At 73.8% G+C, this 25950-nt stretch carries 28 protein-coding genes, 1 tRNA gene and 1 riboswitch; of the genes, 6 read left to right on the forward strand and 23 right to left on the reverse strand.

Annotation, left to right across the window (positions count from 1 at the left end; genetic code table 11):
* Nucleotides 1–193: 193 nt before the first annotated feature.
* Nucleotides 194–1258, forward strand: a complete 1065-nt coding sequence (locus BMY04_RS20455; RefSeq protein WP_232506509.1) for an IS30 family transposase — start codon at nucleotides 194–196, stop codon at nucleotides 1256–1258.
* A gap of 96 nt (nucleotides 1259–1354) precedes the next feature.
* Here the strand turns inward: BMY04_RS20455 and BMY04_RS20460 are convergent, their stop codons facing one another.
* The 3 genes from BMY04_RS20460 to BMY04_RS20470 all read right to left on the reverse strand — a co-directional run bounded on the left by BMY04_RS20460 (nucleotide 1355) and on the right by BMY04_RS20470 (nucleotide 4253).
* Nucleotides 1355–2392: an ABC transporter substrate-binding protein gene (locus tag BMY04_RS20460; protein ID WP_091186165.1), complete on the reverse strand. Its 1038-nt coding sequence runs from the start codon at nucleotides 2390–2392 to the stop codon at nucleotides 1355–1357.
* A gap of 68 nt (nucleotides 2393–2460) precedes the next feature.
* Nucleotides 2461–3261, reverse strand: coding sequence for an amino acid ABC transporter ATP-binding protein (locus BMY04_RS20465; protein ID WP_091186169.1), 801 nt, complete (start codon nucleotides 3259–3261; stop codon nucleotides 2461–2463).
* Nucleotides 3258–4253 carry an amino acid ABC transporter permease gene (locus BMY04_RS20470; protein WP_091186172.1) on the reverse strand — a complete coding sequence of 332 codons (996 nt, stop codon included), beginning with the start codon at nucleotides 4251–4253 and terminating at the stop codon, nucleotides 3258–3260. The genes BMY04_RS20465 and BMY04_RS20470 overlap by 4 nt, the downstream gene beginning before the upstream one ends.
* Nucleotides 4254–4500: 247 nt before the next feature.
* A riboswitch (SAM riboswitch) is annotated at nucleotides 4501–4613 on the reverse strand.
* Between the two features lie 86 nt (nucleotides 4614–4699).
* Here BMY04_RS20470 and BMY04_RS20475 point away from each other — a divergent pair.
* The gene (locus BMY04_RS20475) at nucleotides 4700–5440 is read left to right on the forward strand and encodes a GNAT family N-acetyltransferase (protein WP_232506546.1); all 741 of its coding nucleotides are present in this window, start codon (nucleotides 4700–4702) and stop codon (nucleotides 5438–5440) included.
* A 166-nt stretch (nucleotides 5441–5606) separates the two neighbouring features.
* On the opposite strand, the gene BMY04_RS20480 is transcribed toward BMY04_RS20475, so the two are convergent.
* From BMY04_RS20480 to BMY04_RS20505, 7 genes are all read right to left on the reverse strand, one after another.
* Nucleotides 5607–6533 carry a cation diffusion facilitator family transporter gene (locus BMY04_RS20480; protein WP_091186177.1) on the reverse strand — a complete coding sequence of 309 codons (927 nt, stop codon included), beginning with the start codon at nucleotides 6531–6533 and terminating at the stop codon, nucleotides 5607–5609.
* Entirely contained in the window at nucleotides 6533–6904 is a 372-nt protein-coding gene (locus BMY04_RS20485; RefSeq protein ID WP_091186440.1) for an ArsR/SmtB family transcription factor, read from the reverse strand. The genes BMY04_RS20480 and BMY04_RS20485 overlap by 1 nt, the downstream gene beginning before the upstream one ends.
* Before the next feature lie 37 nt (nucleotides 6905–6941).
* Nucleotides 6942–7583 carry a TMEM175 family protein gene (locus BMY04_RS20490; RefSeq protein ID WP_170854253.1) on the reverse strand — a complete coding sequence of 214 codons (642 nt, stop codon included), beginning with the start codon at nucleotides 7581–7583 and terminating at the stop codon, nucleotides 6942–6944.
* Nucleotides 7584–7631: 48 nt separating this feature from the next.
* Nucleotides 7632–7778, reverse strand: coding sequence for a hypothetical protein (locus BMY04_RS22960; RefSeq protein WP_170854254.1), 147 nt, complete (start codon nucleotides 7776–7778; stop codon nucleotides 7632–7634).
* Nucleotides 7779–7783: 5 nt separating this feature from the next.
* Complete coding sequence (locus tag BMY04_RS20495; protein ID WP_091186184.1) at nucleotides 7784–8536, reverse strand: SDR family NAD(P)-dependent oxidoreductase; 753 nt, start codon at nucleotides 8534–8536, stop codon at nucleotides 7784–7786.
* Between the two features lie 66 nt (nucleotides 8537–8602).
* Complete coding sequence (locus BMY04_RS20500) at nucleotides 8603–9019, reverse strand: PPOX class F420-dependent oxidoreductase (RefSeq protein ID WP_091186187.1); 417 nt, start codon at nucleotides 9017–9019, stop codon at nucleotides 8603–8605.
* A complete protein-coding gene (locus tag BMY04_RS20505) occupies nucleotides 9019–9267 on the reverse strand; it encodes a hypothetical protein (RefSeq protein ID WP_091186190.1) in 249 nt (82 codons plus the stop codon). The genes BMY04_RS20500 and BMY04_RS20505 overlap by 1 nt, the downstream gene beginning before the upstream one ends.
* 108 nt (nucleotides 9268–9375) lie before the next feature.
* On the opposite strand from BMY04_RS20505, the gene BMY04_RS20510 reads away from it, so the two are divergent.
* Nucleotides 9376–9591, forward strand: a complete 216-nt coding sequence (locus BMY04_RS20510) for a hypothetical protein (protein WP_232506547.1) — start codon at nucleotides 9376–9378, stop codon at nucleotides 9589–9591.
* Nucleotides 9592–9657: 66 nt separating this feature from the next.
* On the opposite strand, the gene BMY04_RS20515 is transcribed toward BMY04_RS20510, so the two are convergent.
* Nucleotides 9658–10938, reverse strand: coding sequence for a branched-chain amino acid ABC transporter substrate-binding protein (locus BMY04_RS20515; RefSeq protein ID WP_091186192.1), 1281 nt, complete (start codon nucleotides 10936–10938; stop codon nucleotides 9658–9660).
* A gap of 90 nt (nucleotides 10939–11028) precedes the next feature.
* Nucleotides 11029–11865, reverse strand: coding sequence for a trehalose-phosphatase (gene otsB, locus BMY04_RS20520; protein ID WP_091186194.1), 837 nt, complete (start codon nucleotides 11863–11865; stop codon nucleotides 11029–11031).
* Between the two features lie 176 nt (nucleotides 11866–12041).
* Here otsB and BMY04_RS20525 point away from each other — a divergent pair, with 176 nt between their 5' ends.
* Nucleotides 12042–13475 (forward strand): alpha,alpha-trehalose-phosphate synthase (UDP-forming), encoded by a 1434-nt coding sequence (locus BMY04_RS20525; protein WP_232506551.1) that lies wholly within the window; start codon nucleotides 12042–12044, stop codon nucleotides 13473–13475.
* 52 nt (nucleotides 13476–13527) lie between these two features.
* Here BMY04_RS20525 and BMY04_RS20530 read toward each other — a convergent pair whose 3' ends face one another.
* The 3 genes from BMY04_RS20530 to BMY04_RS20540 form a co-directional block, all read right to left on the reverse strand.
* Nucleotides 13528–14430, reverse strand: coding sequence for a tyrosine-protein phosphatase (locus BMY04_RS20530; protein ID WP_091186203.1), 903 nt, complete (start codon nucleotides 14428–14430; stop codon nucleotides 13528–13530).
* A gap of 186 nt (nucleotides 14431–14616) precedes the next feature.
* Nucleotides 14617–14692: transfer RNA gene (locus BMY04_RS20535), tRNA-Asn, on the reverse strand.
* A 15-nt stretch (nucleotides 14693–14707) separates the two neighbouring features.
* Complete coding sequence (locus BMY04_RS20540) at nucleotides 14708–15352, reverse strand: hypothetical protein (protein WP_091186207.1); 645 nt, start codon at nucleotides 15350–15352, stop codon at nucleotides 14708–14710.
* Between the two features lie 218 nt (nucleotides 15353–15570).
* Here BMY04_RS20540 and BMY04_RS20545 point away from each other — a divergent pair, with 218 nt between their 5' ends.
* Nucleotides 15571–16392 carry a response regulator transcription factor gene (locus BMY04_RS20545; protein ID WP_198410316.1) on the forward strand — a complete coding sequence of 274 codons (822 nt, stop codon included), beginning with the start codon at nucleotides 15571–15573 and terminating at the stop codon, nucleotides 16390–16392.
* 133 nt (nucleotides 16393–16525) lie between these two features.
* Here BMY04_RS20545 and BMY04_RS20550 read toward each other — a convergent pair whose 3' ends face one another.
* The 3 genes from BMY04_RS20550 to BMY04_RS20560 form a co-directional block, all read right to left on the reverse strand.
* Complete coding sequence (locus BMY04_RS20550; RefSeq protein WP_170854255.1) at nucleotides 16526–17467, reverse strand: sigma-70 family RNA polymerase sigma factor; 942 nt, start codon at nucleotides 17465–17467, stop codon at nucleotides 16526–16528.
* 112 nt (nucleotides 17468–17579) lie between these two features.
* Nucleotides 17580–19469, reverse strand: coding sequence for a DNA primase (dnaG, locus tag BMY04_RS20555; protein ID WP_091186214.1), 1890 nt, complete (start codon nucleotides 19467–19469; stop codon nucleotides 17580–17582).
* A 100-nt stretch (nucleotides 19470–19569) separates the two neighbouring features.
* Nucleotides 19570–20838 carry a phosphodiester glycosidase family protein gene (locus tag BMY04_RS20560; RefSeq protein WP_091186217.1) on the reverse strand — a complete coding sequence of 423 codons (1269 nt, stop codon included), beginning with the start codon at nucleotides 20836–20838 and terminating at the stop codon, nucleotides 19570–19572.
* A 104-nt stretch (nucleotides 20839–20942) separates the two neighbouring features.
* Here BMY04_RS20560 and BMY04_RS20565 point away from each other — a divergent pair, with 104 nt between their 5' ends.
* A complete protein-coding gene (locus BMY04_RS20565) occupies nucleotides 20943–21695 on the forward strand; it encodes a B3/B4 domain-containing protein (protein WP_091186221.1) in 753 nt (250 codons plus the stop codon).
* Nucleotides 21696–21708: 13 nt separating this feature from the next.
* Here BMY04_RS20565 and BMY04_RS20570 read toward each other — a convergent pair whose 3' ends face one another.
* From BMY04_RS20570 to BMY04_RS20590, 5 genes are all read right to left on the reverse strand, one after another.
* Nucleotides 21709–22281, reverse strand: coding sequence for a dihydrofolate reductase family protein (locus BMY04_RS20570; protein WP_198410317.1), 573 nt, complete (start codon nucleotides 22279–22281; stop codon nucleotides 21709–21711).
* A gap of 55 nt (nucleotides 22282–22336) precedes the next feature.
* A complete protein-coding gene (locus BMY04_RS20575) occupies nucleotides 22337–23257 on the reverse strand; it encodes a hypothetical protein (RefSeq protein ID WP_139210054.1) in 921 nt (306 codons plus the stop codon).
* Nucleotides 23254–23739 carry a hypothetical protein gene (locus tag BMY04_RS20580; protein ID WP_091186228.1) on the reverse strand — a complete coding sequence of 162 codons (486 nt, stop codon included), beginning with the start codon at nucleotides 23737–23739 and terminating at the stop codon, nucleotides 23254–23256. Before BMY04_RS20580 ends, BMY04_RS20575 begins: the two co-directional genes overlap by 4 nt.
* 115 nt (nucleotides 23740–23854) lie before the next feature.
* Nucleotides 23855–24721, reverse strand: coding sequence for an aldo/keto reductase (locus tag BMY04_RS20585; protein ID WP_091186233.1), 867 nt, complete (start codon nucleotides 24719–24721; stop codon nucleotides 23855–23857).
* Between the two features lie 116 nt (nucleotides 24722–24837).
* On the reverse strand, nucleotides 24838–25911 hold the full coding sequence (locus tag BMY04_RS20590) for an HD domain-containing protein (RefSeq protein ID WP_091186457.1): 1074 nt from the start codon (nucleotides 25909–25911) through the stop codon (nucleotides 24838–24840).
* Nucleotides 25912–25950 lie beyond the last annotated feature (39 nt).

Here is a 25950-nt window from a genome sequence, read left to right on the forward strand (position 1 = left end):
GTCGAAGGGCCTCGTTGGGTTCTCGTGATCGTTGCAACGCCTCTATTGGTGGAGGTGGATGTTGACGTTCGGAGTGGGGGTCCGTCAGCGAGTGTTCGCGTTGCTGGCTCGAGGCTGGTCGCAGAAGCAGACCGCGTCGGTCACGGGCGTGTCGGCCCGGGCGATCGGGCGTTGGCGCGCCGAGGTTGGCGGGGTGGAGTTCGAACCGTGCCAGGTCCAGCGCTACCTCAGCCGTGACGAGCGCTACGAGATCGCCCGGCTTCACGACAGCGGGCTCGGGGTGCGAGAGATCGGGCGCCGGCTGTGCCGCTCAGCCTCGACGATCAGTCGAGAGCTGCGCCGCCCCGCACGACCCGCGGCGGCGCCGGGGCGCCCGAGCGGACGCACGCCGGGCTACCAGCCCGAGGCCTGCCACCAGGCCGCGGTCCGGGCCCGGAATCGGGCCCGGGCCTCGAAGCTGGCCCGTGACGCCCGGCTACGAGTCTGGGTCCAGACCCGCTTGGACCTCGGCTTGTCGCCCGAGCAGATCAGCGGGCGGCTACGCGTGGAGTTCGGTGATGATGAGCAGATGCGGATCAGCCACGAGGCGATCTATCGCGCCATCTACGTCCTTCCCCGAGGCGAGCTGCGCCGCGAGCTCCGCGCCCACCTCCGCAGCGGCCGTTCCCAACGCCGGACCCGTCAGACCCGCACTCCGCGCAACCGACCGGGCCAGATCGTGGGCGCGGTCTCGATCCACGAGCGGCCCGAGGAGGTCGAGGGCCGGCTCGTGCCGGGCCACCACGAGGGCGACCTGGTCTGCGGCCCGGCCGGGACCACCGCCGCGATCGGCACGCTGGTCGAGCGGACCAGCGGGTTCTTGACCGCGTTCTTGCTGCCCGAGCGCCACACCGCCGAAGCGACCCTGGCCGGGCTCAGCGAGGCCGTGAACCGGACCGGGTGGCCGATGGCGTCGCTGACCTGGGACCGCGGCTCGGAGATGGCCCGCCACGCCGAGTTCAGTGCCGCGACCGGTATCCAGGTCTACTTCGCCGACCCCCACGCCCCCTGGCAGCGCGGCTCCAACGAGAGCACCAACGGCTTGCTGCGCGAATACGTCCCCAAAGGACGAGACATCGCCACCGTCACCGACACCGAGCTCCAACACGCCGTCGAGCTGCTCAACAACCGGCCCCGCAAACGACACGGCTTCCTCACACCGACCGAGGTCCTCGCCGCCATACTCAAAGACCAGACCGGTGTTGCGACCACCCCGTGAATCTGGGCCTCGGAGAGGTCGGCTTTCTCGCCGAGACGCTGACCACTTCGTGGCCCTTCGACGAGCTCAGGGAGCGTCTCGGCGGAGCGGAGCCAATCAAGCATTGTCCAGAGGCAGGCCGGGAGGGTTGACCTCGGAGGTCTTCACGGCCTCGTTCTGGAGGTTGTACGCCTTGAGCCACTGGTCGTACTGGCCGGACCTGATCAGGTGGTTGATCGCGTCGGCGACCGGCTGCGCGAGGCCGCTGTCCTTCTTCGTCGTCGCGGCGATGAGGCCCTGCAGGGAGTCGCCTGCGCCCGAGAACGTGCCCGCCGTGCGGGTCGGCGTGCTGGTGCTCGCCGACTGCTGGTCCTGGTAGGCCACGCCCGGGTTGGGACCGAAGTAGGCGTCGATCCGGCCGGAGGCCAGCGCCAGGTAGACGCTGTTGTTGTCCTTGTAGTAGCGGACCTCGAACGACTGGCCCTCGGCCTTCAGCTTCTGCTGCCACTCGAGCAGGATCTTCTCCTGGTTGGTGCCCGAGCTGACGGCGACGGTCTTGCCGGCCAGCGCGTGGTAGTCGCCGTCGAACGTCCACGGGTCGTCCTTCTTGACCGCGAAGGCGAGGTTGTCGTCGCGGTAGGAGGCGAAGTCGTACTTCTGCTTGCGCTCCTCGGTGACGGTGATGTTCGAGAAGCCGACGTCGAGCTGGGCGCTGTCGAGGCGGACGAACATGTTCTCCCAGGCGTTGTTCTGCAGGTCCGGCTTCAGCCCGAGGGTCGCGGCGACGAGCCGGCCCAGGTCGGGTTCGGCGCCGGTCAGGGTCTTGTGGTCGTCGCCGACGTAAGCCAGCGGCGGGAAGCCCGCCGGCAGGGCGCCGACGCCGATCACGAGCGTGCCGCGGTCCTTGACCGCGGCGGGCAGCGCGTCGTGCAGCGCCGCCTGCGGCTGGACCGTGATCTCGGTGCGCGTGGCCGTCGTCGTGTTGTCGGCGACCACCACGGTGGTGTTGCCGTTCTCGTCGGTGCTCGGCGCCCCGGTGGTCGCGGCGTCGCTGGTCGAGCAGGCAGCCAGCACGGTGGCGAGCACGGGTGCGGCCACGAGGACGGCGAGGGTGCGACGGCTGCGGGGCCGAGGCGTACGGGCGGTGAGGGGCATGGGTGTCTCCTGGAGTGGCGCGGCAGGCTGCCGCAGGGATGCGTACGGGTCTGGGTGCGGGGTGCGGTTCAGCGCACGCGGCTGAGGAAGGCCGCGGTGCGGGCGTGCCGGGGCCGGGTGAGGACCTCGTCGGGCGGTCCCTGCTCGACCACGCGACCGCCGTCGAGGAACACGACGGTGTCGGCCACCTCGCGGGCGAAGCCGATCTCGTGGGTGACAATGATCATGGTCGTGCCGGCGGCCGCCAGGTCCTTGATCACCGCCAGCACCTCGCCGACCAGCTCCGGGTCGAGGGCCGACGTCGGTTCGTCGAACAAGATCAGCTGCGGGCGCAGCGCCAGCGCCCGGGCGATGGCCACGCGCTGCTGCTGGCCGCCGGACAGCTGGCGGGGGTAGGCGTCGGCCTTGTCCGCGAGACCGACCCGGTCGAGCAGGGCCAGGGCCTCCGCGCGGACCTCGCCCCTGTCGCGCCGGAGCGCGGCGACCGGCGCCTCCACCACGTTCTCCAGCACGGTGAGGTGCGGGAAGAGGTTGAAGCCCTGGAAGACGAAGCCGATGCGCGCGCGCTGCCGCAGGATCGCGCGCTCGCTGAGCTCGTGCAGCCGGCCGTGGGCCACGCGCACGCCGACCAGCTCGCCGTCGACCCCGACGTAGCCCGCGTCGAGCTTCTCGAGGTGGTTGATCGCGCGGAGCAGCGTCGACTTGCCCGACCCGGACGGTCCGAGGACGACGGTGACCGTGCCGCGCTCGACGTCGAGGTCGACGCCGTGCAGCACCTCGTGGTGGCCGAAGGACTTGCGCGCCCCGCGGACCTGGACCACGGGCGCCGCGACCTCGGCCGGCACCTCGGCGTGCGTGACGGCGCTCATCGCGCGATCCCCCGCCGCGTCCGGACCGCCGACAGGACGCGTTGCGCACGGGTCGGTCCGGCGAGCCGGTCGACGCCGCGGGCGAAGCGCTGCTCCACGAAGTACTGGAAGACGGACAGGATGCTGGTGAGGACCACGTACCAGACCGTCGCCACCATGAGCAGCGGGATGACCTGGCCGCTGTTGGTGCTCGCCTGCGTCTCCACCTGGCCGAAGAGGTCGAGCAGCGAGGTGATGTAGACGACCGAGGTGCCCTTGAGCAGCCCGATCAGCTGGTTGGCGTACGAGGGCAGGATCGCCCGCATCGCCTGCGGCAGCACGATCCGGGTGAAGCGGCGGTGCCGCGGCAACCCGAGGGCGGCCGCCGCCTCGCGCTGGCCCGGGTCGACCGAGATGATGCCCGAGCGGACGATCTCGGCGGCGTACGCGGCCTCGTTGAGGCTGAGGCCGATGATCGCCGCCGCCTCGTAGCTCAGCAGTCGGGTGGCGTCGATGCTGAACAGCTGCGGCCCGAACGGGACCGACAGCCCGAGGCTCGGGTAGAGCGCGGTCGCGTTGGCCAGGAACAGCAGCAGCACGATCAGCGGGACCGAGCGGAAGATCCAGACGTAGACCCAGCTGACCGCCTGCAGCACGGGGCTCCGGGAGAGCCGCATGAGCGCGAGCACGATGCCGGCGGCGAAGCCGATCACCGCGCTCCAGGCGGTCAGCTTCAGCGTGACGACCAGCCCCTCGAGGATGATCGGCTGGAAGAACCAGTAGCCGAAGGCGTCCCACTGGTAGGCCTCGTTCTGGACGAAGCCGCGGACGACCTGGGCGAGCAGGAGGACGACGACGACGCTCGCGACCCAGCGCCACGGACGGCGCAGCGGGACGACGCGGGACGACACCAGCGCGGCGGCGGGGTCGGGGACGTGGGCCGGGTCGGTCCGGCGCGGTTCGGGTGGGCGGTCGGCGGCCGGTGCGGGCCGCCGGTCGGTGCTCAGGCTCATGGGACCTCGGGGCGTGCGGGTACGCCGGCGCGGCGGCCGGCGGGACGGTCGGGAGGAGCGGGCCCGTGGGCCCGGAGCGGGTCGGGAGCCGCCGGTCGGCGGCTCCCTCCCGTCAGCGGCAGGTGCCGGGCATCCGTCGACAGGAGGGCACGCCGCCCGCGCGGCGGGCGGCGTGGTGACGCGGGAGGACGGCCGGGGTGGCGTCGGTGGTCATGCGGGACCTGTTCCTCGGGGACCCCGGGACCGGGGTCGGCGCTTGCAGAGGGGGGTCCCCCTGCCGGGTCGTCACCTGGGGCACCCCACCGCGCGTGCGAGGGTTGCCGATCAGCCAGCCAGGGCTTGTCGCTGATGCTCGTGACCTGCCGAGAACGCTAGAGCCGAACCCCGAGTTGTGTCAAATCCTGTCGGGTAACTAGGGAATAGCGGGAATGCGGTAGGAAGGCGGGGTGTTCGACGCCTGCGTGACCACGCTCCCCTCCCTCGCCCCGACCACCGGCGAGGTCGCCCACCCGCTCGACCGGGCGGCCTGGTCGGCCCTCACCGGCCCGCACGCCTCCTTCGCCCTCGGCGGCGACCGGGCCCGGCGCTACCCGGCGGACGTGTCCCCCTTCGCCGCGGTCGCCGCCGACGACGACCCGCTCGCGTGGGCGGAGCTCCGCGCGTTGTACGCCACCGACAAGCTGGCCGGGCTGGCGGTCCCGGCGGGCCGGCCGTGGTCGGTCCCGTCCGGCTGGGCGCTCGAGGGCGAGGTCCCCGGCGTGCAGCTCGTGTCCACCGACGCGCTGCGGTCGTACCCCGACGAGGAGGCCGTGGTCCTCGGTCCCGCCGACGCCGCGGAGGCGAGCGACCTCGTGGCCCGAACCGAACCGGGACCGTTCCGGCCGCGCACCGTCGAGCTCGGGACCTACCTCGGGATCCGCCGCGAGGGGCGGCTGGTCGCCATGGCCGGCGAGCGGCTGCACCCCGAGGGCTGGACCGAGATCAGCGCGGTCTGCACCGACCCGGCGTACCGGCGCCAGGGCCTCGCCACCGGCCTGGTCCGCGCGGTGGCCGACGTGGTGCGCGAACGCGGCGACGTCCCGTTCCTGCACACCAGCGCGGCGAACACCCGCGCGATCCGGCTCTACCTCGCCATGGGCTTCGACCTGCGCACCGAGGTGCGGTTCCTGTCCCTGCGCGCCGTCTGAGCCCGCGGCGGCGAGCCCGCTCCCCCGGCCGACGCCCCGGCCGTCCTCACCTCAGGTTTTTCACGTTCACGTGAAGCTCCGACGCTTCACCCAGCAGATCTGCCGAGGGAAGCGCGGGTCTTTCACGTGAACGTGCTGGGCCGGACCGGCTGGGAGGGCGTACGGCTCAGCGGTGGTGGTGCTCCGGCTCGTGGGCGCGGTGGCCCTCCGGCTCGAGCTGGAACGTGCAGTGCGCCACGTCGAAGTGCTCCCCCAGGCACGTGCCGAGGGTGTCGAGGATCTGGCCGGAGCGGCCACTGGCGAACTCGTCGCCCGCCACGACGACGTGCGCGGACAGCACCGGCAGCCCGCTGGTGATCGTCCAGACGTGGAGGTCGTGCACCTCGACGACGCCGGGGGTCTCCTGGATGTGGTCGCGGACCCGGTCGAGGTCGACGCCGCGGGGCGCGGCCTCGAGCAGCACGTCGACGACGTCGCGGATGAGCGACCACGCGCGCGGCAGGATCAGGCAGACGACGAGCACGGAGGCCAGCGCGTCGGCGCGGACCCAGCCGGTCGTCCAGATCACCACGGCCGCGACGACGACCGCGACCGACCCGAGCAGGTCGCCGAGCACCTCGAGGTAGGCGCCGCGCAGGTTCAGGCTCTCGTCCTTGCCGCCGCGCAGCACGAGCAGGCCGACGACGTTCGCCGCGATGCCGACGAGGGCGACCACGAGCATGAGCCCGCTCGACACCTGCGTCGGGTCCTGCCAGCGGCGTACGGCCTCGACGAGCACGAGCACGGCGATCGCCACGAGCAGGACCCCGTTGACCAGGGCGGCCAGGACCTCGGCGCGCTGCAGGCCGAAGGTGCGGGCGCTCGTGGCCGGGCGCGCCGCGAGGACCGAGGCGATGAGCGCGATGAGCAGGCCGGCGGAGTCGGTGAGCATGTGGCCGGCGTCGGCGAGCAGCGCGAGCGAGCCCGAGAGCAGCCCGCCGACGACCTCGGCCAGGAACACGGCCAGCGTGATGACCATGACGAGCACGAGCCGCCGGCGGTGGCGGCCGGTCGCGGTCAGGGACCCGTGGGCGTGCGCGTGGTCGTGGCCCATCAGCGCTCGATCCCGCTGCACAGGGTGACGGCGTCGCCGGTCGCGGACAGGAGTCGTTCCGCCGACCCGAGCAGGTCGAGGAGCTCGTCCGGCACGGCGAGCGCGAACAGCGACGAGCGCCCCACCGGGCGGGAGGTCACCAGGCCGCAGTCGCGCAGGCAGGCGAGGTGCGCGCTGACGGTGCTCTGGGCGAGCCCGAGGTGCGCGGTCAGGTCGACGACGCGGTGCTCGCCGAGCATCAGGTGGCGCAGGATCAGCAACCGGGTCGGCTCGGCCAGGCTGCGGAACAGCAGCACCGCCGCCTCCGGGACCGCCTCGGTCGGGTCGTCCACGAGCGCGCCCGCACCGGACCCGACGGTCGTCGCTGTCATCGTCACCCAACGATGAAAGCGCCTGCCGGCGCTGTCGTCAAACGCGAGCGGCCGCGGCTCGGCTCCAACGGCGCCGGACGAGCCGCTCGACGGTCCCCGTCAGGAGGAGCAGCAGCAGCGCGAGGTAGTTCACGTGCTCGGAGAACGTCGCGCCGAGCACCAGGGCGAGCAGCAGCGCGGCCAGCGAGGTGACGCCGCCGAGCACGTCCTCACGGGTCTCGCGGCTGCGGCCGACGCTGAGCTCGGGGTGACGGTGGACCGTGAGGGTGAGCAGCGTCAGCGCACCGCTGCTCACGACGAGGGTGCCGACGTAGAGCAGCACGGTGCCCGCCGACGGGCTGTACGCGGTGATGATCGCGGTCGGCACCGGCATGAAGACGATGGAGACCATCCACAGCAGGTTCCAGCCGACCACGGCCCGGTTCAGCCGCGAGACGTGGCGGAACAGCTGGTGGTGCGCCCACCAGAAGCGGAAGATCACCACGAAGCTCAGCAGGAACGACCCGAGCTCGCCCAGGTTCTCGCGCAGCAGCGCGCCGAGCCCGAGCCCCGAGCGGCGCGCCTCCGGCACCAGGTCGACCAGCGGCAGGACCAGCAGGGTCAGTGCGATCGCGACGACCGCGTCGGTGAAGAAGACCAGTCGCTCGGCGTGGTCCGACGGCTCAGGAGGCGGCGCCACGCCGGCCACCCTCAGGACGACGGCAGCGGGGACCGGCCGGCGCCGAGGTCACTCGATGGGGCCCGGGTCCGGGATCGGCTGCGGGTCGCCGGGCGGGCTGATCGGCGGGCCCGGATCCGGTGTCGGGATCGGCTCGGGGCCCGTGGGTCCGGGCACGGGTCCGACCGGCTCGGTCGGGATGGTCTGGTCGGTCATGGTCATCACTCCTCCTCGAAGACGCGCGACACCTTGTGCTGCGCGGCCTGCGCCCGGGGCCGGACGGTCAGGCGGTCGACGTCGACGTGGTCCGGCAGCGAGGCGATCCAGCGCACCGTCTCGGCGACGTCGTCGGCCACGAGCGGTTCGGCGACCCCGGCGTAGACCTTCGCGGCCCGCTCGGCGTCGCCGCCGTAGCGGTTCAGCGCGAACTCGTCGGTGCGCACCATGCCCGGCGCGACGTCGTGGATCCGCACCGGTAAGTCGACCAGCTCCAGGCGCAGCGCCCCGGCGACCATGCGCTCGGCCGCCTTCGCCCCGCAGTAGCCGGCACCGCCCTCGTACGGGCCGTCGGCCGCGGTCGAGGTCATGAAGACGATCTGGCCGCGGTTCGCGACGAGGCGCGGCAGCAGCGCCTGGGTCACGCGGGTCGCGCCGATGACGTTCGTCGCGTACATCCGCTCCCAGGCGTCGAGGTCGGCCTCGGCGACGGGCTCCTGCCCGAGGGCCATGCCGGCGTTGTTCACCAGCAGGCTGACGTCGTCCGGCAGCTGCGCCGCGAAGGCCTCCACCGACGCTCGGTCGGTCACGTCGAGCACCGAAGCGACGCCCCCGATCTCGGCCGCCAGGGCCTCGACCCGGTCCGCGCGACGCGCCGCGCAGACGACGGTCCAGCCGTCGCCCGCGAGGGCCCGGGCCGTGGCGGCGCCGATCCCGCTGCTCGCCCCGGTCACGACGGCCGTCCCTGCTGCGCTCACACCCCCATCCTCGCGACCAGGGTGGCGAGCCACGAAGCGGGGCCCCGACCGGAGCCGCTCGAAGGTCTAGATTGCGCCGTACGCCGACGTGGGGATGAGGCGGACCACCACCCGCCGCTCGGCGACCATGGCGCGCCGGTAGTCGTCCCAGTCCGGGTGCTCGCCGGAGATGCCGCGGTACACGGCGACCAGCTCGTCGGTCGCCGCGTCGTCGGGCGTGGTCGCGACGGCGGAGAGCGTCACGTCGCCCTCGAGGACGGCGTAGGACCAGAACGTCTCGCCGTCGACCTTGAGCGCGGCCCACGGCGTGCGCCGCAGGTTGTGGAACTTCGCCCGGTCCGCCGTGGTGGAGACGCGGACCAGCCCGTCGTCGCCGACGAGGTGGACGACGTTCGACAGCTGAGGCCGTCCGTCGCGCCGCAGCGTCACCAGCACCGAGCGGTGGTTTGCCCGCGCGGCGTCGAGGGCGGGTCCGAGCTCCACTAGAGCGTCCCGTCCTCCTCGCCCGAGGGCTGGACCGGGGCGTCGTCGCCGTCGTCGTAGCCGGCCGCCACGTCGGACGCGTGGGAGTCGGCGACGCTCTCGTCGGCCCCGTCCGCGTCGGAGGAGGTCGCGCCAGTGTCCGTGCCGTCCGTCCCGCTCGCCGCCACGTCGGCGTCGATCGACGTCTCGCCCCCGGCGCCGAAGGCGCTCTCGTCGACCCGCTCCGCCTCAGCGCTGTGCTCGCTCATCGTGGTCCTCCGACTCTGGCTGCCACCCGTGGCGGACGCCGTGCGACGCCGCCCGACCACTGTGGCACGAGCCCGGGGGCGCCGGTAGACCGCAGTTAGCCTCGTGCGGTGAGCGAACCGACGCACGACCTGACGCAGGACGACGACCGCGACGCCCGGGTCGAGGAGCGGGCCCTGCTGCTGCCCGAGGAGATCGCCGCCGGCAGCGACGACCCGGAGGCCCAGGCGGCGGCGATCCTCGCCGACTCCGACCTGCGCGAGGAGCAGCCCGGGCGTACGCAGCAGGACTCGCCCCAGTCGCCCGACCTGTCGGCCGACGACTAGCAGCGACGACGGGCGGCCGCCGACCGGCGCCGGGGACCGGGTCGACCCCGGCCCCCGGTGCGCTCGTCAGGAGATCGACTGGGACTTGGCGAAGGTCTCCTTGCCGCCCTTGACGACCTCGACCGTGAGGTCCTTGGCGCTGGTGTCGCCGGTCGCCGGGTCGATCTTGATCTCCTTGCCCAGCACCGACTGGTCGGCGGGGATCGTGATGCCCTCCCCGCTGAGCACCGCGTCGTTCACGCCCTTGCGGGTGCCGTCGGACTTGGCGACCGCCGCGAGGATGACCTGCATGGCCGCCACCCCGTACAGCGGGTAGGAGCCCTCGGGCGCCTTGCCGTACTTCTGCTGGTAGGCGTCGAGGAGCTTGGCCCCGGCCCCGCCGGCGTCCTTGAGCTGCTCCTGGGTCAGGCCGGCGAACGTCAGGTACATCCCGGTCGACTGGTCGAGCTTGAGCAGGTCGGGGTAGCCGGTGAAGCCGTCCGGCCCCATCAGCTTCACGCCCGTGTTCGGGCCGAGCACGGCGACCTTGTCCTTGATCAGCTGGCCGCCGTTGTTGTCGTAGATGCCGCCGAGGTAGACGAGGTCGGCGCCGGACGCCTTCACCGCCTGGAACAGCGCGGTGTAGTTCGGCTGCTTCGCGTCCCAGCTCTGCGTCCCGACGATCTCGATGCCGTTCTGCTTGGCCGAGTCGGAGAAGGCCTTGGAGACGCCCAGGCCGTAGGTCTGGTTGTCGTTGAGGACGAACGCCTTGGTGACCTTGAGGTCGTTCTTCGCGAACGCCGCCGCACCCTGGCCCTGGTAGTCGTCGGTCGTGATGACGCGGGCGTAGCTGCGGGTGCCGCTCGGGAAGTACTTGTCCGGCTCGCCGACGTCCCAGGTCTTGGTGAGCCCGGGGTTGGTGTTGGCGTTGCTGACCATCAGCATCGGGCCGTCGGCGTCCTGGTTGAGGGTCGGCACCTCGATCTTGGAGCAGCCGGAGTTGAAGGCGCCCATCACCGCCACCTCGCCGGTGTTCGCGATGTGGTCGGTGGCGTTCTTCGCGCAGGCCGCGTCGTCCCAGGCGCCCTTGGCCGCCGTCGAGTCGTCGTAGGTCTGCAGCTTGATCGAGTAGTTCCCGGCCTTGCTGCCGATCTGGTCGAGGTAGAGCTGGACGAGCTTGTTGGTCGAGTCGTTGGTGGACGCGGCGGGACCCTGCAGCGGCAGGTCGGTCGAGACGATCAGCTCGCTCGGTGCGCTGCCTCCGCCTCCGCCTCCGCCGCCGGTGTCGGCGCCGTTGGCGCAGGCGCTCAGGGACAGCGCGCCCAGCGCGCCGAGCACCGCCAGGCGCAGGATGGGTGATGCGGGCATGGATTCTCCTCGAGGGTTGCCGGGCCGTGGTGGCCCCGGACCTGGACTGAGGTGTCCATACCCGCGTACGGCGGTCCTGACGCGCCCGCGTCAGCGCGAGGCGGCGCTGCGCTCCTCGAGCGCGCCGGCCAGCTCCTCCAGCCAGTCGGCGACGCCGTCGGGGCCCTGCACAACCACGTCGGCGAGGGCGGAGAGCGCGTCCTCCTCGTGCGAGGCCGAGCAGACCAGGAGCCCGCCGACCCCTTCGGCCCGCAGCTCGTCCACCACGCGGAAGGCCGGCAGGTCACCGAGGTCGTCGCCCACGAAGACCACCTGCCGGGCCTCGCGCTCCGCGACGATGGCCCGCAGCGCGACCCCCTTGTCGATGCCGGGCGAGCGGATCTCGAGGACGTTCTTGCCAGGCTCGACGACCATGGCGTGGCGGCCGGCGAGGTCGGTGAGCGGTCCTGACAGCGTCTCGAAGGACGCGTCCGGGTCCGGCAGCTGGCGCGTGTGCACGACCACCGCGCGGCCCTTGTGCTCGACGCGGGCCGCGCCCTGCCCCAGCCGGTCGAGCAGTGGCGGGATCTCGGCCTCCAGCTCGGCCACCTGGTGGGGCTCCGGCGGGATGTCGAACTCGTCGGTCTCCGCGTCCCAGCGCTCCACGCCGTACTGCCCGAGCACGACGAGGTGCCCGAGCCCCGCGACCCCCCGGAACCCGCCGAGCCGCACCGCGGTCCTGGCCGGACGACCGGTGATGACGGCGACCGTGCCGAGCAGCGAGCCGAGCCGGGCGAGCGCCGCGACGGCGCGCGGATGCGCGTGCGCCTGGTCGGGGTCGGCCACGATCGGAGCGAGCGTGCCGTCGAAGTCGATGCCGATCAGCGTCTGGTCCGGGTGCTCCAGCACCGCGTCGAGGCGGGACCGCGCCTGTTCGCCGGGGGTCATGGGAGGAGCCTGACAGACCGCGGGCCGGCTCGCCCACGGCTCCCGACCCGTCGGACGTGATCTTCGCCCCGTAGCCTTCGGCAGGTGAGGGGACCACGACGGTGACCGCCGCGGCGACGGACAGGGACGACGAGTCGAAGGCCGAGGGAGGGCGACCGACGCGCAAGGCGAACTTCGTGGTGGTGGCCAACCGGCTGCCGGTCGACCGGGTGGAGCACCCGGACGGCACGACCACCTGGCGCACCTCGCCCGGCGGGCTGGTGACGGCGCTCGAGCCGGTCATGCACTCCCACCACGGCGCGTGGGTCGGGTGGCACGGCGCGCCCGACGAGGTGCTGGACCCGTTCGAGAACGACGACCTCGAGCTCGTGCCCGTGCCGCTGTCGGAGGCGGAGGTCGCCGACTACTACGAGGGCTTCTCCAACGCGACGCTGTGGCCGCTCTACCACGACGTCGTCGCTCCGCCCGAGTTCCGCCGTGAGTGGTGGGACGCGTACGTGCGGGTCAACCAGCGCTTCGCCGACCGGACGGCGGCCGTCGCCGACCAGGGTGCGGTCGTGTGGGTGCAGGACTACCAGCTCCAGCTCGTGCCGCAGATGCTGCGCGAGCAGCGCCCCGACCTGCGCATCGGCTTCTTCCTGCACATCCCGTTCCCCCCGACCGAGCTCTACATCCAGCTGCCGTGGCGCGACCAGATCCTGCGCGGGCTGCTGGGCGCGGACCTCGTCGGCTTCCAGCTGGGCGGCGGCGCGCAGAACTTCCTGCGCCTCGTCCGGCAGCGGCTCCACCTCGACACCCGCCGCGAGTTCGTGCACGCGTCCGACGGCCGCACGGTGATGGCCCGCGCGTACCCGATCTCCATCGCCGCCCAGTCGATGCACGACCTGGCCTCGAGCGAGGCGACCGCGCACCGCGCGGCGGAGATCCGCGACGACCTCGGCAACCCGAAGACGCTGTTCCTCGGCGTCGACCGGCTCGACTACACCAAGGGCCTGCCCGAGCGGATCCAGGCCTTCGGCGAGCTCATCGCCGAGGGCAAGATCGACCCGGACGAGGCCGCCCTGGTCCAGGTGGCCACGCCGTCGCGGGAGCGGGTCGAGCAGTACCGCCACCTGCGCGACGACATCGACCGGCAGGTCGGGCGCATCAACTCCGAGGTCGGCCGCATCGGGCGTCCTCCGATCACCTACCTGCACGCCTCCTACCCCCGCGAGGAGATGGCCGCCCTCTACCGCGCGGCCGACGTCATGATCGTCACGCCGCTGCGCGACGGCATGAACCTCGTGGCCAAGGAGTACGTCGCCTGCCGCCAGGCCGACGACGGCGCGCTCGTCCTGAGCGAGTTCGCCGGCGCCGCGCGGGAGCTGCGCCAGGCGTACCTGATCAACCCGCACGACATCGACGGGTTGAAGGAGACGATGGTGGAGGCCATGAACGCGCCCGCGCGCGTCAAGGCCCGGCGGATGCGGCTGCTCCGGCGCCAGGTCTTCGAGCACGACATCGACCACTGGGCGCGCGACTTCCTCGACGACCTCGACCGGGTCACGGCCGACCAGATGGACTGGCCGGCCCGTCCGCTCGGGGGCAGCGGCACCCGCGAGCAGGCCTGACGGTTCGCCGGCTGGCCCGCGGCACCCCCGCGGGCCACGGCTCGTGCCCGGGTCAGGACAGGCGGGCGCGCAGCCGACGCAGGTCGGTCGCGGACAGGTCGCAGCCCTCGCGCAGGTAGGCCTCGACGGTTCCGTAGCGCCGTGCGAGCTCGTCGCGCGCCGCGTCCAGCCACTCGAGCTCGACCGGGCGACCCGAGTACGAGCGGGTGGCCAGGTAGTCGAGGTCACGGACCTCGCGGGCGACGCCCGCCACGCTCTGCATGAGGTCGCAGACCCAGCCCGTCCGGTCCTTCCCGCCCGCGCAGTGCACGAGAACGGGCGCGTCGGAGCGCGCGACGCGGCGCAGCACCCGCCGGACCGAGGCCCGGCTCGCGGAGCGCGACACGTAGCCCCGGTAGAACTCGAGGTGGCTGCCCGCGTTGCTGATCCGGTACTGGTGGCGCTCCACGCCCGGGATCGACGGGTCGCCGCCCGAGTTCATGGCGATCATCGTCTCGATGCCGAGGTCGATCACGACGCGCTTCTCCAGCGCGGAGCAGCCGTCGAGGTCGTCGGTGCGCCACAGGTCGCGGACCCCGAGGGCCGGGCGGAAGTTGCGGGCCGTGTCGAGCCGCACGCGCTGCGCCGGCCGGTCGACCTTGCCGACCCCGGAGCCCCACCAGACCGTGCCGCCTGCGAACCGCTGCCCGTAGGTCGTCTGCCGTCCGATGCGCCGCCGCACCTCGTGGGCCAGCGGCGCGCCGAGCACCGCCTCGCCCCCCGCGGCCTCGTAGGTGTCGCGGATGCGACCGACCACCGGCGCGGCGGCCGCAGCGCGGGGGGTGCCGACCAGCGCCGTCGCCGCCAGCCCGAGCCCGCCGCCGAGCAGGGCCCGGCGAGCCAGCGCAGGGCTCGCTCCCGCCGGTCCGGACCCGACCAGGAGGTCGGCCCGAGCGATCGGTGAGAGGTTCGTCACGTGGTCCTCCTCCGGCGGTCCGGCGACCGTCCGGGGTGAAGCGTAGGCCTCCTCGGTCGACGACGGAGGCGTTCCGGCACCAGCGGCCGACGGCGCGTGATGGCGCGGACCGACGTACGGACGGTCGACGAGGGCGGAGCACGCCGCTCACGGAGCGTGCGAGAGGCTCCCGAAGGCCTCCTCGCGTGGCTCCCCCGACTGGACTCGAACCAGTAACCTGCCGGTTAACAGCCGGCTGCTCTGCCAATTGAGCTACAGGGGATTGGCCTGCAGAACGTTACCAGCCCCGAGAGCTGGATCCGTACTCCGACTGCAGCTCGGCCGACGCACGGGCCACCTCGTCGGCCACGCCCTCGGCGCTCCAGCTCAGCCCGCGGGTCAGGGTGGAGTGCCAGGTGACCTCCCCGGAGCCCCCGAGGTCGCGCCGTGCGGTCACCGTCACGCCCCGCTCGCCTCGGATGGGCACGAAGCGTTCGACGACGATGCTCGCGGCGACACGCTCCCGGAACAGCTCCGGCATGCGTCCCGCCTCGCGCAGCGCCACGCGTCCGCGGCGGCCGCCGTACAGGGTCCACGAGAGCGAACGCGACTCCGCGTTCCAGCCGCCGTGCTCGATCTGGTGCCAGCCCACGTGCCGCCAGGCGTCCCGGGCCGGGGCGCTCCGGGCCGACGCGGTCCCGGTCGACGCGCTCTCGTCCGAGGCGCTCCCGTCCGACGCACTCTGGTCCGACACGGGCTCGGGCTCCGCCGACTGTGCGTCTCCGCCGAGCGACAGCAGCGCGGGGCTCCCCACGACGAAGTCCTCGTCCGCCCGGGCCCAGGCCAGGATGCGAACCGGGGCCCCGGGCCGGGAGGACAGCGAGTCGCGCCAGGAGGCGTACGCGTCCGACGGCAGCCCGCGCGCCCGGAACAGGCCTCTCACCGGGTGGCAGGGGCGGTCGCGGGCACGGAGCCATTCTGCCGTGCCGGCTCCTGCGGTCCTCGCCCCGACCGTGAGGTGGAGTGGTGGCCGGTCCGGGTGGGACCCCCCGTCTCCCACCGGGACCGGCCGCGACCACACTCTGCGCGGTCCGCCGTCGGGCCGCCAGTGCCGGATGACACCATTGACACGTTTCGCCGCCGTTCGCTAGGGGGTCCGCCGTGACACCTGCCCGTCTGCCGGCCGCGGCGCTGCCCGCGACGGGCGCGCCCTCCCCGACCGACCCGCTGCTCGACCTCGCCGGTCGGCTGGCCGTGACCGGGACCCTCACCGACCAGGTCGACACGACCCTGCCGCTCCTCGCCGAACAGCTGCACGCCACCGTGACCGTCTTCGCCGTCGCGGGCTCCCGCGCCGCCGGGGTGCGGTGCTGGCCCCACGACGCCGGGTGGGCCGAGGCCCTCCGGCAGGGCTTCGCCGCCTCCTGGGAGGCCGGTCCGATGACTCTGTGGTTCCGGCGGGCGGGCGTCGTCCCCGCGCTGCCCGTCGAGGAGGTGATGAGCGGGTGGGGCACCGAGCCCGGCCGGGTCCTCGAGCACGGGGGCCGCGTCCTGCACCGGCTGCTCATCATCCCGATCGCGCGCACCGGTGCCACGATCGCCGCGTACTTCGCGGCCCGCCACGAGGAGCCCTTCGGCGACGCCGAGATCGCGCTGGCCCGCCGCTTCCAGCCGGTGGTGGTGGCCTCGCACGGACGGTTCCTGCGACCGCCGGACCCCGCGCTGACCGCACGCCAGCAGTCCGTCCTCCGCCTGCTCGCGGAGGGTCGGACCGTGAGGGCCATCGGCTCGCGCCTCGGCATCAGCCAGAGCACCGTCGACAAGCACGTGCGCGACCTCTACCGGCGCCTCGGCACCCAGGACCGGGCCTCGACGATCCGGGCGGCGCAGGTGCGCGGCCTGCTGGACGGCCTGGTCGGGGAGGACTGGCAGGACCTGCTCATCACCACCGATCCGCACCCGGGCCCGTCGTCCGCACGCTGAGCAGACCCGCCCCACCACCACGTGCCCCACCTGCGGGGCTACCCGACGGCCCACCCTGCTCACGACGCGCGCCGACGCGCGCCGACGCGCAGGACACAGCCCAGGACGCCCAGGACGCGGTTGAGGGTCCGCGTCACGAGGCCAGGCCCGCCAGCGCCGTCTGCGGGCAGCGGGAGCGCAGCAGCTCCAGCGCCCGCACCTCGGAACGGCGGACGCGGCCGACGGGCACGCCGAGCTCGCGGGCCGTGGCGGCGAGGCTGGCCGGTTCACGGCCGTCGAAGCCCATCCGCAGCTCCACGACCCGCTGGTCGAAGCCGTCCAGCGTGGCCAGCAGGCGTCGGGCCCACGACTCCTCCCCCACCCCGGCGGCACCGGTCGCCGGAGGGTCGTCCCCGCCCGCGGAGCGGTGCAGCACCGCCTCGTCGACGTCGTCGATCGATCGGGGTGCCCGGTGGCCGAGGGCCTGCGCCGTCCAGGCCTCGTCGCGCCCCAGGGCCCGGGCCACCTCGCCCACGCTGGGCTGGCGGGCCAGGCGCTGGACGAGCCCGGCCTCGACGGCCCGCACCACGCGCAGCTGCTCGCTCCGGCTCGCGGGCATGCTGACGGCCTCGGACGCCCGCGCGGCGGAGGAGGTCACGCAGGTCCGGATCCAGTAGCCGGCGTAGGTCGAGAAGCGGACCCCGCGGCGGTGGTCGAACCGCTCGACGGCCGCCATCAGCCCGAGGCAGCCCTCCTGGAACAGGTCCGCGGGCGACGCGCCCCGCCGGGCGTGCCGCGCGAGCACGGACCCGACGAGGCCGAGGTTGGCGGTGACGAACTCCTGCTGGGCCCGGACGCCGAGCCCGGCGAGGGTCTCCAGCTCCTCGTCGGTGGCGTCGCCCCGCCACGCCACGCCGGGGTCGTCCCGGGCGGCCCGCGCCAGGACCCCGGCCTCCACCGCGCGCGCCCACGCCTCCACCTCGGCCGCCCGCGGGTCGGGAGGGCCGTCGGCGTCGACCGGTCCCGGATCAGCGCGGTCGCCGCTCCGGTGCTGGTCGAGGTCCGCCGGTGGACGAAGCGGTGTCGGTGCAGCCACGACCGGAGTGTGGTGCGCAGACCCGTGCCCGTGCCGCTCACCGGCGGCCACCTGTGGACGACGGGGCGGTGAGGACCTGACCTGTGGACAGGCGGCACGCCGCCGGCGGACCTCAGTCCTCGGCGCCGATCCTGCGGGTCTGGAGGGCCTTGCGCCGCGCCTCGAGCACGACCAGCTCGGAGAACATCGCGTTGTACTTCTGCTGCGCCTGCACCGGGTTGGTGCGCTGCAGCCGCGACTTGAGGGTCGCGATGCTCCGCATCACCGTCAGCAGCTGCAGCCCCGCGGTGTGCGCGACGACGAACCGCTCGTCGGGAGCGCCCTGCAGCGGCAGCGGCTCGACCGCGAGCGCGACGACGAGGGAGCGCAGCTGCTCCTCCTCCATCGCCTCGCTGACCCGGTGCGTCCAGGCGGCCGTGCTGCCGGGCCCGGTGTCGGCCGCGGCCTTCTCCGCCGCGGTGAACACGGCCGCGTACGCCGGGTGGGTGAAGTCGGCGGCGCTCAGGCCGTCCCAGTGCTCCGGGAACTGCTCGGGCGCCTGCACGACCAGCTGCGCCGTCTCCCGCTCGAGCGCCAGCTGCCGGTCGCGCGGGTCCGGGATCGGTGTCCCCTTCGGCGCGGCGGGCGCCGGTGCGGCCTCGGCCGGCGCCGTGGCGGGCGCGGCCGGAGCCCGGCGGGACGACCGCGACGCCGCCCGCGACACCTCGGTGCGGACCTCGTCGGGGTCCATCCCCAGCAGACCGGCCAGCTCGCGGGCGTAGCCGTTGACGAGGCCGGAGTCGCGGATGCTGCCGACCAGCGGCGCGGTCGCCCGCAGGGCGGCGAGACGCCCGTCGGCCCGGTCGAGGTCGTGCTGGGTGAGCATGTTGCTCATCACGAAGCGGTACAGCGGCATCCGCCGCGCCACCAGCTCCCGCACCGCCGCGTCGCCGTGCTGCAGGCGCAGGTCGCAGGGGTCGAGGCCGGTCGGCTCGACGGCCACGTACGTCTGGCTGATGAAGTTCTGGTCGCCGGCGAAGACCTTCAGCGCGGCGTTCTGCCCGGCCTGGTCGCCGTCGAACGTGAAGATCACCTCGCCGTGGAACGCGTCGTGCTCCCCCATCAGGCGGCGCAGGAGGCGGGCGTGGTCGTCGCCGAAGGCCGTCCCGCAGACCGCGACGGCGGTCTCCACCCCGGACAGGTGCGCCGCCATGACGTCGGTGTAGCCCTCGACGACCACGGCCTGGTGCTTGGCGCTGATCGGCTTGCGCGCGAGGTCGAGGCCGTAGAGGACGTGCGACTTCTTGTAGAGCGGCGTCTCCGGGGTGTTGAGGTACTTCGCCGGCATCCGGTCGTCGTCCCGCAGCCGGCGCGCGCCGAAGCCGAGGACCTGCCGCCCGGAGTCGCGGATCGGCCACAGCAGGCGGCCCTGGAAGAAGTCCCAGCCGGACTCGCGCGCCAGGCCGGCGCGCACCAGCTCCGCGTCGGAGAAGCCGCGGCCGCGCAGGTGCCGCAGCAGGGCGCGCCCGTCGGTCGGGGCGAAGCCGACCCCGAAGCGTTCGGCGGCCTCCCGGTCGAAGCCGCGCTGCCCCAGGAACTGCCGTCCGATGAGGGCGTCCGGCGTGGTCAGCTGCTCGGCGAAGAACTCGGCCGCCGCCTGGTTGGCCTCCATCAGGCGCAGCCGCAGGCCCGGCTCCTGGCGCGGTCCGCCTCCGACGTCGGTGTAGCGCAGCACGATGCCGACCCGGTCGGCCAGCCGCTCGACGGCCTCGCCGAAGGTGAGGTTGTCGATCTTCATCTGGAACGTGATGACGTCCCCGCCCTCGCCGCAGCCGAAGCAGTAGAAGAACCCGCGGGCGGGCGTGACCTGAAAGCTGGGGGTCTTCTCGTCGTGGAAGGGGCAGAGCCCCTTGAGCGAGCCGCCGCCGGCGTTGCGCAGGGCGACGTAGGAGCCCACGACCTCGTCGATGCGGGCGCGGTCCCGGACCGCGGCGACGTCCTCGTCGTTGATCCGCCCGGCCACGAGGCGTGAGTCTAGTGCGGCCCCTCGACCCGACCGAGGCTCTCCACAGGGGCCTCGGCCGGCACCTGGCGGACCAGCCAGGAGCGGGCCTTGCCCGGCGTCAGCGCGGCACGTAGACCAGGGCGTCCCCGACGGCGCGCTCGTCGCCGTGGCTGGGGCTGCCCACGAGCCGGCCGCCCACGACCATCGTCGTGGAACCGCCGCCGTCGAGGTTCACGGCGTCGGTCAGCCCGAGCGACACGGCCACACGGGCGGCCTCCTCCAGCGTCGCCCCGACGCTGGTCGTCTGCCGGCCGTCGATGGTGACGAGCGCGACGACGCCGGACGCCGTGGTCCCGACGAGGGTGCGCGGGTTGCGCTCGAAGAAGGCCTGCGGCTTGTCCTTCACCACCACCTTCCCGCCCTGGACCAGCCGGTAGCGGCCGGCGACCCCGTACAGGCCCTTCGCGAGCTCGACCGTCTTGCCGCGGTCGTCGCGCAGCGTGCTCGTGGTGCGCAGGCAGGCGCCCTTCTTACCGACCCTGAGCAGCGTCTTCGTCTGGCGACCGGTGGCCTGCACCGAGGTCTGGTGCGCGGACAGGCGGCGCCCGCGCGACTTCGAGGCGCGCACCACGCAGCCGTCGCGCCCGAGGACCACCTCGGCGCCGCGGCCCTTGGGCGTCCGCTCGGCGAAGGCCCGGTCGAAGCGGACCACGTCGCCCGACCGGGTGCACCGGCGCGGGTCCTTGAGCTTGGTGCAGCCCTTCGGGACGACCGGTGGCGTGTTCAGCCGCTCGAGCGCCAGCGACTTCCGCGTCTTCGTGTTCCGCACGCGGCCCGACCAGCTGGTCCGGCCGAACCGCACCCGTCCGGTGCGCGCGTCGAGCAGCACGTCCACCTCGGTCGACGTCGCCCCGGGCTCGCTCAGCAGGTGCCCGTCGTAGAGGCCGAGGCCGACGGGGTCACCCGGGTAGGCAGGGTTCTTGGTGTAGGTGAAGTACGACGCGTTCACCCCGCCCAGCGCGCCGGCCGAGGCGACGAGGTCCGAGGTCGTCTCGGTCCGGGCGAGGTCGGGCCCGTACGTGGCGACGAGCCGGCCCTTCGCCGTCCGGGGGTCCACGCGGAGGACCGCCACCCGCCACGGCCCGAGCACCGTCGTCTCGATGGCGTCCGGCGCGGCCGGTGCGGAGCCCCGGACCACCTGGGTCAGGTCGACCCCGGGCTCGAGCACCTGCGTCGTCCGCGCCTCCGGCAGGCCGGCGGCACCGAGGTCGAGCGTGGGGTCGGCCGCGGCGGCGCCCGGGGCGTCGAGGACGAGGGCGAGGGTGAGCGCGACGACGACGCCTGCGCCGGTGCGCCGGGCTCGATGGGCTCGGTGGGGGACGGGCACGTGAGCTCCTCTGCGGGGTCGACCGGCACACTGTCGCAGGTGAGCGACGGGGCTGTCCCGGTTCACGCGGAATCGGCGACGACGGAGGAGACGGAGGCGACGGCATGACCGTGGACCTGAGGGAGTTCCTGGACGGCGCGCAGGTCGAGGACGCCGTCTTCGCGCTGCGACCCGACTACCGGGCGCTGCTGCTCGCCGTCGACGGGCTCACGCCGGCCGCGACCACCCCCGACGGCGCCACCGGCAGCACGCACGACGCCGACGACCTGCTCGTCGCCGCCCAGCAGGCGGCGGCCCGTGCCCTGGAGGGGCGTGCGGTGGAGGACCTGCCGCACGTGGCGGCCTGGCGGGACGCGTACCGGGCCTTCGGCGCCAAGCCGCAGCGCACCCGGAACAGCGCCGAGGCCCTGCTGCGCCGCGCGGCCTCCGGCCTCCCGCGGGTCAACCCGTTGACCGACGTCTACAACGCCGTCTCCGTGAGCCACCAGATTCCGCTCGGCGGGGAGGACCTGGCCCGCTACGCCGGTCCCCCACGGCTGGTGCGGGCGCTCGGCACCGAACCGTTCGCCACCACCGCCGACGGGCAGCCGGTCGTCGAGCACCCCGAGCCGGGCGAGGTCGTGTGGTGCGACGACGAGGGCGTCACCTGCCGGCGCTGGAACTGGCGCCAGTCGCCCCGCACCGGGCTCACGCCCACGACCACCAGCGCGCTGTTCGTCCTCGACGCCCTGGACCCGCTCACCGACGCCCAGCTCGACGCCGCGGCCGACGAGCTCGCCGGCCACCTGGCCCGCCTGGGCGAGCGCGTACGGCTCGAACGGCGCCTGCTCCGCGCCGGCGACGCGGGGCCTCGCTGACCCGGCTTCGGCCTCAGTGCCGGCGCACCACCCGGTGCCGCAGGTAGACCACGCCGCCGGCCCCGACGGGACGGGTCTCGACGAGCTCGAGGTCGACGTGCTGCTCCGAGCGGGGGAAGAAGGGCGTCCCACCGCCCACCAGCACCGGGTAGACCCGGACGCGGTACTCGTCCACGAGCCCCAGGGCCGCGGCGTCCGTCGCGAGGGTCGGACCGCCGATCGCGACGTCGCCCTCCCCCGGCGCGTCCCGCAGCCGCCGGACCTCGTCGGCGAGGCTGCCGGCGGCGAGCACGTAGCTGCCCTCCACCGACCGCAGGGTGCGCGAGAAGACGACCTTGGGCAGGGCGTTCCACAGGGCCGCGAACTCACGTTCCGCGGCGCTCAGCGCCGGGTCGTCCTCCTTGTCCTCCCAGAACACCATCGACTCGTAGAGCCGGCGCCCGAGCAGGTGCGCCGAGAGCCCGCGCACCTCGTCGGTGGCCAGCGCGAAGACCTCGTCGTCCGGCGCCGACCAGTTGAAACCGCCGTCCGGACCGACCACGTAGCCGTCGAGCGAGACGCTCATGTCGCACACCACCTGCCGCACCGGCGGGCCTCCTTCGTCGTGGACCTGCCCTACCGACCGGGCTGCGACCCCGAACTCATCGCCCGGCCGGTTGCCGCCCGAGTGCGGCACGCGGCGGCACCGGGACCGGCGGAACGAGGAGGGGGTGCCGGGCGCGCCACCAGGGCGCGAGGCGTTCGAGGGGGGCGAAGGCGAGCCAGCACACGACGGTCGGCGCGAAGTGGATGTAGAGCATCGCGGCGGTGAAGACGTGGAACCCGAGCCAGAAGAGCGCCGCGTGCAGCAGCGCCCAGCCCCGGAGCCACAGCACGACGACCGAGGAGACCTCGGCGGCCATCGAGAACCACTGCATCACCTGCAGCACGACCGGGTGCGGGATCAGGAGCTGGCCGAGCCCGTGCGGCCGGCGCACGACCGCCCACAGCAGGATGTAGCTCTCCGGCCACGTGGTCGGGTCCCAGGCCGCGTTGCGCGTCTTGACGACCGCGGACAGGAAGTACGTCGACACCACCCCGATCTGGACGCACCTGAGCGCCCACCCGCCCTGCGCCGACGCCCGCCGCGACCACCGGCCGCCCGGGACCGCGCCCACGCTCGGCAGCACCCACAGCGCGACGACCAGCGCGAGGTGGTCGTGGTCGACCTTGCCGTAGCTGAACGCGATGCCGACCCACCACGTGAAGGCGGCGGCCACGACCCAGCCCACGAGCCGGGGTGCCCGTCCGGCCAGCCCGGCCAGGCAGCCCAGCACCAGGACGACGTACAGGGTCCAGGTCAGCGGCAGGCTCGGCGGCGGGAGGTGCAGGAGCACCGCGAGGTCGAGGGGCCGGTAGAGCTCCGGGTGGCGGCTGAGCGGGATCGGGCTGCGGATGATCAGGTGCACGTCGAGCAGCACGAAGGCGTAGAGGACGGAGCGCAGCACGGCGACCCGGGCCTCGGGCACGACGGGGGCGAACCAGCCGACGACCGAGCCCCGCCGCGGCGACCTCGCGCTCACGGCGTCACCCGCCACCGGGCGAGCTCCACCTGGTCTGTCGCGACCACGCGACCCCGGTGGAGGTGCTGCCGGTCCTGGACCAGGGAGACCTCGACGGGCCGGGGCTCGCCCGGGTGCCGCGCGCTCCAGCCCTCGCTGACGGCCCTCAGCAGGCTGGGGTCCTGCTCGATCGCGGGGATCCGGCCCTCGACGTCCGCGCGCCGGATCCCGGCCGTGTCGACCCGCAGCGGCAGCTCCACCCGCTGCCCGTCGGCGAGCACGCCGTAGACCCGGGTGATGACGACGGTGTCGTCCGGTCCGGGGAAGAAGGCGTACTGCGACATCGGCCCGAAGGGCCACGCGTCGTCGTGCATCCGGACCGAACCGTTGAGCAGCAGCCCGACCAGCGCCACCGCGGCCAGCACGCGCCAGGCCAACCCCCACCGGCTGATGGGCCGGACGTCGACGCCGTCGGTCTCGGCGGCGGTGTCGGGGGCGCTCACGACGCGATTAGAGCACGGCCCGTGAGCCCGGTCGGGCAGCTCGCGAGGTGCTGCGGACGCACGAGGGCCGCGTGGCGTCGGTGCGCCACGCGGCCCTCGCAGACGTACCGGGTGCTCAGCCGGCGGCGCTCAGCCGCTCGACCTCCTCGCTGCTCAGCTCGAGGTCGGCCGCGGTGGCGGAGTCGGTGATCGTCTTGGGTCGCGACGAGCCGGGGATCGGGATCACGACGTCGGCCAGCGCGAGCTCCCAGGCCAGGCAGACGACCTGCGGGCTGACGCCGTGCTCCTTGGCCACGTCCGCGAACGGCGCGAACTTGTCGCCCAGCCCGCCGGCGTTGGTGATGCCGCCGAGCGGGCTCCACGGCAGGAAGGCGATGCCGAGCTCGGCGCACAGGCGCAGCTCGTCCTCGCTGCTGCGGAAGGCCGGGCTGAACTGGTTCTGCACCGAGGCGAGGCGGCCGCCGAGGATCTCGTTGGTCTGCCGGATCTGGTCGCCGTCGGTGTTGGAGACGCCGGCGAGGCCGATCAGGCCCTCGTCGAGGAGGTCCTTCAGCGCGCCGATCGACTCCTCGAAGGGCACGTCCGGGTCCGGGCGGTGGAACTGCCAGAGCCCGATCTGCTCGACCCCGAGCCGCTTGGCCGAGGCCTGGGCGGCCTCGCGGAGGTGCTTCGCGCTGCCGTCGATGGTCCAGCTGCCGTCGCCCGGGCGCTCGTGGCCGCCCTTGGTGGCGACGAGCACGCCGTCGGTGCTGCCGCCGTACGAGCGGAGGGCCTCGGCGATCAGCTCCTCGTTGTGGCCGACGTCGTCGGCGTGCAGGTGGTAGGCGTCGGCGGTGTCGATGAGGGTGATGCCCGCGTCGAGCGCGGCGTGGATGGTGGCGATCGACTGGGACCGGTCGTCCGGGCGGCCCTCGATGGACATGGGCATGCCGCCGAGCCCGATCGCGGAGACGCTTCGGCCGGCGAGTGTGCGCTGCTTCATGCCCCCACCCTTACCCCGCGCCGTCCGCGGTTCTCGCCCGGGCGGTCCGCTCCACGTCCCAAGACCCACGAGAGGTAGGTTGCCGCGCCATCTCCTCGAGTAGACGGCGCGGCAACCTACCGCTCGGCGGGGTGCGGCAGGAGGGCGGCGTCCCAGCCGAGGTCACGGACGGCCAGGTCGAAGGCGAAGCGGTCGGTCATGCCGGCGACGTAGGTGACGGCGTCGCGGACGTGGTCGTCGGTCCGCACCACGGTCGCCGGCAGCGCGTCCGGACGGGCCGCGAAGTGCTCGACGAGGGCCTGCAGCACCCGCACGACCGCGTGAGACTGGGCCAGCGACTCGGGCCGGACGTAGATCCGCTCGTAGTTGAAGGCCCGCAGCGACGCCAGCGCGGCCGCCGAGTCCGCGGCCATGCCGACCTCGCCGTGCTCCTCGACAGCACGCACCACGGCCCGGACGAAGTGGCCGAGCTGCTCGCGCCGCGTACGACCGGCCACCTCGGCCACGACGGCAGGGATCTCGTCGGCCGCCACGATGCCGGCGTGGACGGCGTCCTCGAGGTCGTGCGCGCAGTAGGCGATGCGGTCGGCCCAGCTCACGATCTCGCCCTCGACGGTCGTCGGCGCGGGACGCGACCACGAATGGTTCCGGATGCCGTCGAGGGTCTCGGCGCACAGGTTGAGGTCGGCGAGCGACACGTCGGCCCCCCACGGGCCGTGGTCGAACCCGCCCGGCACGAACGCGTCGAAGGCGTCCTCGCTGGCGTGCCCGCCCGGCCCGTGGCCGCAGTCGTGGCCGAGCGCGATGGCGTCGGCGAGGGTCGCGTTCACGCCGACCCCGCGCGCGATCGAGGTCGCGATCTGGGCGACCTCCAGGGCGTGCGTCAGCCGGGTGCGCTGGTGGTCGGTCGGGTGCACCACGACCTGCGTCTTGCCGGCGAGCCGGCGGAACGCGGTGGAGTGGACGACCCGGTCGCGGTCGCGCTCGAAGCAGGTCCGCTCCGGGTCCGGCTCCTCGGGCCGCGCCCGGTGGCCCGCGCCCTCGGCGAGGGTCGCGCCGGGTCGCAGGACCTCACGCTCGTACGCCTCCCGCGCGAGGCGGTCGACGGTCCGGCCGGGCCCGACGCGGGCGTGCGAGGCGGCGTGGGCGCGCACGAGCCCCGTCTGGTGGGGGTCGCCGTGCCCGCGCATCGTCTCGGCCCACAGCTGGGCGCGCAGCGAGGGGACGGT

The organism is Microlunatus flavus, assembly GCF_900110855.1.
Lineage (GTDB): Bacteria > Actinomycetota > Actinomycetes > Propionibacteriales > Propionibacteriaceae > Microlunatus > Microlunatus flavus.